We start from the raw sequence: 665 nt of genomic DNA on the forward strand, positions 1-665 counted from the left end.
GCATCGGGCCGGCAGCGCTTGCAGGGGCGGTAGCCGGCGGCTTCGGCATCTGCCGCGGTGGGGTAGAAGCGCACGTGCTCCGGCCGGGGCGTGCGGGCGCCGCAGCTGGGGCGGCAGAAAACGCCGGTGGTGCTCACGGCGTAGAAGAAGCTGCCGTCGGCGGCCGCGTCGCGGGCGAGGACGCGGGCCCAGCGCGGGTCGGCGGTGATCGGGCTGGCGGGGGCGGGTTTCATGGGGGGCTCCGGCTTGGGTGCTCGAACTGTAGACCGGCTTGGCGGCGCCTGCACTCCGCTTCTTGCGATGGAATCGTGCTTTCGCTGGCGGCGCCCCTGTAGGTCGGACTTCAGTCCGACACCACGGGTTGATCGGGCAGGGTTTGTCGGACTGAAGTCCGACCTACGGGGGCTTGTGGTGATCGCTCCCGGAGCGAATTCTTGTCGGGTGCGGATTGTTGCGGCGGGCAGGGTGTCGAACAGTCATCACCGCCGGACAAGGAGTCTGCCATGGGCGCACCACTGCTTTCATCGGAAGTTGTCGCCATCTTCGGGGCCCTCGGGCAGCCGGCGCCGGCGGCGGGGGATTGGGCTGTGCGTTCGCCCATCGACGGCAGCCGGATCGGCATGGCCCCGCGGGCCGACGACGTGGCCGGCGCGGTGGCCCGGGCG

At 71.3% G+C, this 665-nt stretch carries 1 protein-coding gene; it reads right to left on the minus strand.

What is annotated here, in order from left to right; all coding sequences use genetic code 11:
• On the minus strand, positions 1 to 233 hold a 233-nt coding region (locus QQK25_RS23455; RefSeq protein WP_284190118.1), incomplete at its 3' end, for an Ada metal-binding domain-containing protein.
• Positions 234 to 665: the final 432 nt, after the last annotated feature.

Source organism: Zoogloea oryzae, from assembly GCF_030161255.1.
GTDB classification, from domain to species: Bacteria; Pseudomonadota; Gammaproteobacteria; order Burkholderiales; family Rhodocyclaceae; genus Zoogloea; species Zoogloea oryzae.